6 protein-coding genes are annotated in these 6,681 nt (G+C 55.8%); 3 read left to right on the forward strand and 3 right to left on the reverse strand.

Annotated features, from left to right (window positions below; all coding sequences use genetic code 11):
- Together ENN40_01660 and lhgO are read right to left on the reverse strand one after the other, a co-directional pair.
- Positions 1-217: SDR family NAD(P)-dependent oxidoreductase (locus ENN40_01660; protein HDP94046.1), on the reverse strand; the 217-nt coding region annotated here is incomplete at its 3' end.
- 604 nt (positions 218-821) lie between these two features.
- Positions 822-2,039 carry an L-2-hydroxyglutarate oxidase gene (gene lhgO, locus ENN40_01665; protein ID HDP94047.1) on the reverse strand — a complete coding sequence of 406 codons (1,218 nt, stop codon included), beginning with the start codon at positions 2,037-2,039 and terminating at the stop codon, positions 822-824.
- Here lhgO and ENN40_01670 point away from each other — a divergent pair.
- From ENN40_01670 to ENN40_01680, 3 genes are all read left to right on the forward strand, one after another.
- On the forward strand, positions 1,975-3,168 hold the full coding sequence (locus tag ENN40_01670) for a serine/threonine-protein phosphatase (GenBank protein ID HDP94048.1): 1,194 nt from the start codon (positions 1,975-1,977) through the stop codon (positions 3,166-3,168). The genes lhgO and ENN40_01670 overlap by 65 nt on opposite strands.
- Before the next feature lie 186 nt (positions 3,169-3,354).
- A complete protein-coding gene (locus tag ENN40_01675) occupies positions 3,355-4,713 on the forward strand; it encodes a tetratricopeptide repeat protein (protein HDP94049.1) in 1,359 nt (452 codons plus the stop codon).
- 136 nt (positions 4,714-4,849) lie between these two features.
- Entirely contained in the window at positions 4,850-5,482 is a 633-nt protein-coding gene (locus ENN40_01680) for a hypothetical protein (GenBank protein ID HDP94050.1), read from the forward strand.
- Between the two features lie 47 nt (positions 5,483-5,529).
- Here the strand turns inward: ENN40_01680 and ENN40_01685 are convergent.
- A partial coding sequence (locus ENN40_01685; GenBank protein ID HDP94051.1) for a hypothetical protein occupies positions 5,530-6,681 on the reverse strand: 1,152 nt, incomplete at its 5' end.

Here is a 6,681-nt window from a genome sequence, read left to right on the forward strand (position 1 = left end):
ACAACTTTGCGGGAGCTTCCGGCCGGGACAGGTCCGCGGCAAACACCCCGGCCCCGTTGCCCAGAGAACGCGCCAGTTCCACCACCTCCCGGCGTTCACGACTGCAATGCAGCCCCACCCCGGCCCCGGCGGCGGCCATGGCTTCCGCCACGGCCCGGCCGATGCCCCGCGAAGCACCGGTAACCAGCACAACTTGACCATTCAGATTCAATCGCATTTGTATCCTCCCTGTCTACACCGCGGCCGCAGGAACTGATTCGTGCACCGAAACCGGGTCCGGCACCATGGGTATGGGATATTTCATCATTGCCGCCTCCTTGCAGGTGCATTCCCTGCGTTTATCTTAACGCCTCAGCAGGGTTGCTGCAAATACAGACAAAAGGGGAAAGTGAAAAGTAAAACCGGCTAAGGGCGAGGGAGACTGAGTCGAAAGTAAAAAGTGAAAACAAAAAGCCAAAAAGCTTTTGTTTTTCCTACCTATACTCCCGAGGACTCCTACCTTTCTACCTTCTACGAGTACCAGCAGGCCGATGGCCAGTGGCTATTGGCGATGGGCCAGAGGCCATAGGCGAGGGGAAGGAATCAGGGATCGGAAGCTTTTGTTTTGAATTTTAGACATTGGGATTTGGGATTTGTTTCGGATTTCGGATTTCGTGCTTCGAATTTGAATTTGCATTTTCTACCTTCTACAAGTACTGCAATGGAGAAGAGTAAGAGGCCAGGTGAGTGCTTTTTTTTTCTTTCTTCCTTAATTCTTTATTCAGAGTCTGATGGGCCAAAGCCCTGCCTCCCCGTCACCTGTCTCCTGTCACCTTCTTCTTTCAACTTTTCAACTTTATCTGTTCCATCACCCTCGCGGCAATGGTTTCGCCGATGGTGATGGCGGCCGTGGCCGCGGGCGAGGGCGCGTTGAGCACATGCACCATCCCCGGGGCTTCCACGATGCGGAAATCATCCACCAGGGTTCCGTCCGGTTCCAGTGCCTGGGCACGCACACCGGCGCCTCCACGCTGGACATCAGATCCGGAAATCTCTGGAATCAGGCATCGCAGAGAAGCCACAAAAGCCGGCTTGATCCATGAACGCACCATCTCACCCACTCCCATGCCGAAGTGACGCACGCCCATGCGCATAAATCCGCGGTAAAGAAAGGTTTCAGCCATATCCCGCAGCGAAATGTCCAGCTTGCGATAACCTTCCCGCCGGAAGGCCGGCACGGCATTGGGACCCGCCTCCACGCCGCCGCCGATCATGCGGGTAAAATGCACGCCCAGGAAAGGGAATTTGGGGTCCGGAACCGGGTAAATCAGGCCGTTGACCAGGGATTCCCGTTCGGGCCGCAGCACGTAATATTCGCCGCGGAAGGGAATGATCTTCAGTCCCGGATTCACCCCGCAGGCCCGGGCCACCCGGTCGGACTGCAGTCCGGCACAGTTGACCAGCATCCGGCAGCGGATGGTTCCGGACGTGGTTTCCAATACCTGGGTATCCCCATCTGTTTTCCGGGAGATGAACCGCGCTCCCATCCGGATTTCACCCTCGTTTTCGCGTATGCGTTCCGCAAAAGCGGCGGTAACCGCGTGGTAATCCACGATCCCAGTCTGTGGCACCCACAATCCCGCCAGGCCGTGCACGTGGGGCTCGTATGCCCGCAGTTCATCCGGTCCCCGCAGACGCCGCATATCCGTCAGGCCGTTGGCTTCTCCGCGTTCCGCCAGCCTTTCCAAACCCGGAATCTCGGCCTCACGGGTCGCCACCACCAGCTTGCCGCAGCGTTGATGGGGGATGCTGTTTTCCGCGCAGAAGCGGTAAAGCGCTTCCCGCCCTTGCGTACAGTTCCGCGCTTTCAGCGACCCGGGACGATAATACAATCCGGAATGAATCACGCCGCTGTTGTTCCCGGTCTGGTGGGCCGCCAGGCGATCTTCTTTCTCCAGTACCACAACCCCGCCCCGGACTTTCCCACTCAACGCCATGGCCGTGGCCGTACCCACAATGCCGCCGCCGATGACCACCGCACCGTACGTCTGTTCCGCCATTCCGCCTCCTGATAGCCGATCGACAGGTAATGACGAATGGTACCGCAACCCGGCCGCAGGTACAAGTCCCCCCATCCCCTTTACGAAATCCGCATCCGGATGTAAACTGGATGCATCTGGAATGATCACGCCTGCAGGAGCAAGCATGCACCCGACCAAGAAACCCCGACTTGACGCCCTGACCGAAAGCATTACGGAACGTCTGCTCCACATCAAACCCGACCCCGGTGAGATCCCGCACCTGGATGAGATCGAAGTGGCCGGAGTCACCTTGCCGAGAGCAGGGGCGGTGGGCGGCGATCACATCATCTACATCGACTTCAACCATCGCTACGACCTGGATACCTTGACGCGTGAGAAAGAGGAATGGTGGAAAAAGGAAGCGGATCAGCCCAACCTCTCCTCCTTGGAACAATCGGGATTGAACGCCTTTCTACATCACCGCCGCAAGGAGTGGTGTCAACGCCTGGAAACCAATCGTCATAAAGCCGGAGTTCTTGTGGCGGACGTACGCGGACACGACATATCGGACGCTTTTGTGGTGGGCATGCTCCACCAGGCTTTTCTGACGGGTGCACTCTACGAGTTAAAGATCTTCGGAGAAATCACGCCGAACCTCTTTGAGATCATCAACACCCGCTTTTACAACTCCTCCAGCATCGGAGATTTCCTGACCATGATCTACGGAGAAATTCATACTGACGGCACGTTCCGCTTTATCTCTGCCGGCCATCCCCCGCCGATAACCTTTTCCCGTCATTTCAGCCGCTTCATGGATATCCCCCAAAGCGCCATCAGCACTTATCCGCCCATCGGCCTGATGCCGCGGCGCGAAGAGATCGACACCGGGGCCGCGTCCAGCCCATTGGGTTTCAAGGATGGATACCGCGTCAGCGAACTGCGCCTCATGGGACCCGGAGATATCCTGTTGCTCTACACCGACGGTTTGACCGACCTGATTGACGCGCGGGGAAACGCTTTGTTTCCCGAAGCATTCGCCGGGATTTTTAGAACCATGCCCGATGCCGCCGCGGACACTGTTGTGACCGCCCTTACCGAATGTGTCATGAGCAAAGGTATTTCACGGGAAGATGATGTCTCTTTCGTGGTGATCCGCCGGCGACGGTAACCGATCGGAACCATACCCCCAATCCACCCCCGCACTCTTTCCCGGCGCAAAATAAACCGGCCGGCCGCCGTTCGTTCAATTAGAATTTTTGCTATTGCACATTGATGTGGATTTGCGGTAAATTGTTTTTTTTTTGGAATCCGGGTTTCGCCGCTCGAACCGAGACCCGGGGGAGGCAACAGAAAAATGAGGCAACTCAAGCAGATGGCTGTCTGCCGCTGGATCTCAATGATCCTGGTGGTGATGATGGCTGTTCCGGCGGGGACCCTTGCCGCCGCACAGCCCGACCTGATGGAGCAGCGTTTTGAACAGGCACGCCGGGCCTGGAAAAACGGGGAGTGGGAAAACGCCCGCACGGCATTACTTGAAATCATGGCTTCATGGGACCCGGAACAGACGCGGGAATCGTTTCAGGGCAATGTCCACCTGCTCATGGGCGCGATTGCGGAAAAAACGGACCGCAACGAGGAGTCAATCCAACACTTCTGCCTGGCACGCACATTTCTGGGCGACCGCATTCCCCTGGATGAACTCAAGCAGGAAAACTTCTTTAACTACAATGCCGCCTGCGACCCGGTTCAAACTGTGGCCATCTCTTTCCGCCACGCCCTGGTGCTGTTCCTGGCGGAAGATTACGATCAGGCTCTGGAGACACTCAAACCCCGGGCGCTGGAGATGCAATCCACCGGAGCAGACAGGAAATTGCAGGGCCGGGTCAGCCTGTTGATGGGCGCCGTGCATGAAAAACTGAAAAACAAAAATCAATCCATCCAGTGGTTCTGTCGCGCCAAAGAGTTGCTGGGTCCGGGCCATTCAGTTTCATGGCTGGAGTTATCCAAGTACCGCTTCTACAAAAAACACTGCAAAGGGGGCGTGCTGGCTGTCGCCGGAAACAGGAAAAAGCGCGGCGGAAGGTTTCTGGGAACCCTGCTTGGACTTGCCGCTCTGGGAGGAATTGTCTGGTACCTTTTCATCAACAAAAACTCTCCACTCAAAGGCGATGACAAAGAAGAAGAGAAAGGAGAATACACCTCAATTACTTTCCGGTTGGAGGTCACCTACAAGGGACTGAACTCAAAGGGACGCCGCAAACTGCTGCTTGATGGTGACGTTCAACACAACGAATTGTTCTCTTTCGCCGGCGATCCGAATGAAAACTCGACATGCAGCGACGCCATAACAGACAAAACCATTGCGGTGACAAAAACTATTACCACCAACTCCGTCAACATCCAACAGGATTACCTCAACTGGGATTACGTGAAGTACCGTACCCCCGGAACCAACTACAAGCTGCTCTGCAGCGAATGGGTGATCACCATCCAGTCCTACACATGGGAATCCGGAAAGGCGGATCCCGGATCACCAGGTGTATCCGGTACGGATACCCTTGCCCTGGACACGGAAAGCGATTGCACCCGCATCAGTCAACGTGTCCACAACTGCAGCAGCACGGGTACCCTGACTTTCAACCGCCCCGGTTCAAGCAGCAGCTCGGACACTTTCTATTCCAGCCAGACCAAGGTCCACAGCTCTTCTGAATAATCAGGCCAAGCCATTGGATACGGGGAGGCCCTCCTCCCCGTAAACCCATCCCCACCGGTTTGCGTATTACTCGCATCAGGCCCATGCCGGAAACCTTTCCGCCGGGCCTTTCAACGCTCCGGACCGCTGGCGCCCCATGACCTGGAAAGTGGTCGGCAAAACCTGCGGCTGGGAACGCCCCATCGCCACCCAGCAGGCCGGTTTCGTGTTTGCTTTGCAATCGCGGCGTGACGTGCCCGACGAAGTGGGCGGTGTGTTCTGGTATGCCATGGATAACCCCTACACCTGCGTTTTTGTTCCCTTCTACACATCCATTACCGATCTCCCCCCCTCCTACACCCGGGGTTCGTTGCAGCAGTTCACGCGCGATTCCGCCTGGTGGGCGTTTAACTTCGTGGCCAACTACGCCAATCTGCGCTACAGTTACATGATCAAGGACATCCAGGCCGTACAGGAACGCATCGAAAATCTCGAATTCGCCCTGCAACCGGCCATTGAGCGCACGGCCATCGACCTGATGAAATCAAACCCGCAACAGGTGGCCTCTTTCCTGACCCGCTGGTGTGTTTCAAACGCCGAGATGGCGGTACAGGACTGGTGGGACCTGGCCGACCACCTGGTAACCAAATACAACGACGGCTACATCAAGGATGAAAACGGCCGTCCCGGGGAAGTGGGTTACCCCGAGGAGTGGCTGCGTGAAGAGGTACGCCGCAATCCCGATAAATTCCGCATCAGAGAAACGCGCAAAGGTGAAGGCGAACAATAGCCATGAACTGCATCTTCGAACCAACCCGTCTCACGTGGATCGGTTTGTCAGAGGTAGCCCAGGCTCTTTAAATTTTCCAGTGTTTTTTCGTGGATCTTTGGAGACGCCGGATCATCCGTCTGTTCAGAGGAAATCAGTCGATCCCGCAGTTGCTGCTGCCGGTCCAGCCAGGTGATGATTTTGCGCTCGAGATATCCGGCCCGGATCCACTTATCTGTGTACAGATTCCGTGTTTCCCCGGGATCGCGGCTGAGGTCATAAAGTTCTCTGGCGCCGTTTTCAAAAGTGATCAACTTGTACCGGCCGTCAATCACGCAATGTCCCGGAGTGCCTCGCTTGGTAATGAATACGTGGTCGTTGATGCCGGCAGCGGGATCGAAAAGCAGGGGCAAAAAATTCCGGCCATGACCCTGGTAGCGGTCCAAAGGCAGAGAATAAATGTCCGACAATGTCTTGAAAACATCCGTCATCTTGACCATAGAGTGCACCCGGCGGGGGAAATCGGCGGCAATGCTCCGCGGCAGATGCATCACAAACGGGATATGAATCCCCGGTTCATGAAAACTGATGCCATGGCCGAAGACGCCTTTTTCGCCCAGATACTCACCGTGATCGGCGATGACGAGAACAATCGATTTTTTCAGCAGGTCCAATTCCTTAAGTTTTTCATGAATCCGGGCGAAAACAGAGTCCGCGCTCGCCAGGGTCTCATCGTAACATGCCGCGACATACCGGACCTGTGCGGGAGGCAGGTTCCGCCCCTGCCGGGCTTTTACAAATTCTTCCAGGGGGATTCGTTCAGAGAATTCGTTTGAGAACAACCCCTCAAACTCCGGAACCGGCCGGTAAACGGAGTGAGGCTCCTTGAAATGCAGGTATAGGAAAAAATGCTCCTGACTGTTTTTTTCCAGCCACGGCAGAACATGGGGAAGGTATTCCTGCGACTTGCGATGGAAAACAGGCTCCTTGTACAACTCATGAAAGTGATCAAACCCCCTGTCAAATCTGAAGTCCGCGGCGATATTGCCCATCCCGTTGATTGCCTGTGTAAGAATCCCTTTACGGCTGAACTTCTCCGCTAGAGTCTCCAACTCGTCGGGCAGGCTGGAAAAAGCCTCATACACCGCGGTAACGGGCAAAGGGTAACCGGTAAAAAGCGTGCTGATACTGCAACGCGTTGACAGCGTTTCACTGTAAGC

The organism is Candidatus Aminicenantes bacterium (assembly GCA_011049425.1).
Lineage (GTDB): Bacteria > Acidobacteriota > Aminicenantia > UBA2199 > UBA2199 > UBA876.

Excerpts from the sequence above, each read along its gene's own strand:
- ENN40_01670 (HDP94048.1), top strand. The coding sequence starts at position 1,975 with ATGGCCGTGGCCGTACCCACAATGCCGCCGCCGATGACCACCGCACCG.
- ENN40_01675 (HDP94049.1), top strand. The coding sequence starts at position 3,355 with ATGAGGCAACTCAAGCAGATGGCTGTCTGCCGCTGGATCTCAATGATC.
- lhgO (HDP94047.1), bottom strand. The coding sequence starts at position 2,039 with ATGGCGGAACAGACGTACGGTGCGGTGGTCATCGGCGGCGGCATTGTG.
- ENN40_01680 (HDP94050.1), top strand. The coding sequence starts at position 4,850 with ATGACCTGGAAAGTGGTCGGCAAAACCTGCGGCTGGGAACGCCCCATC.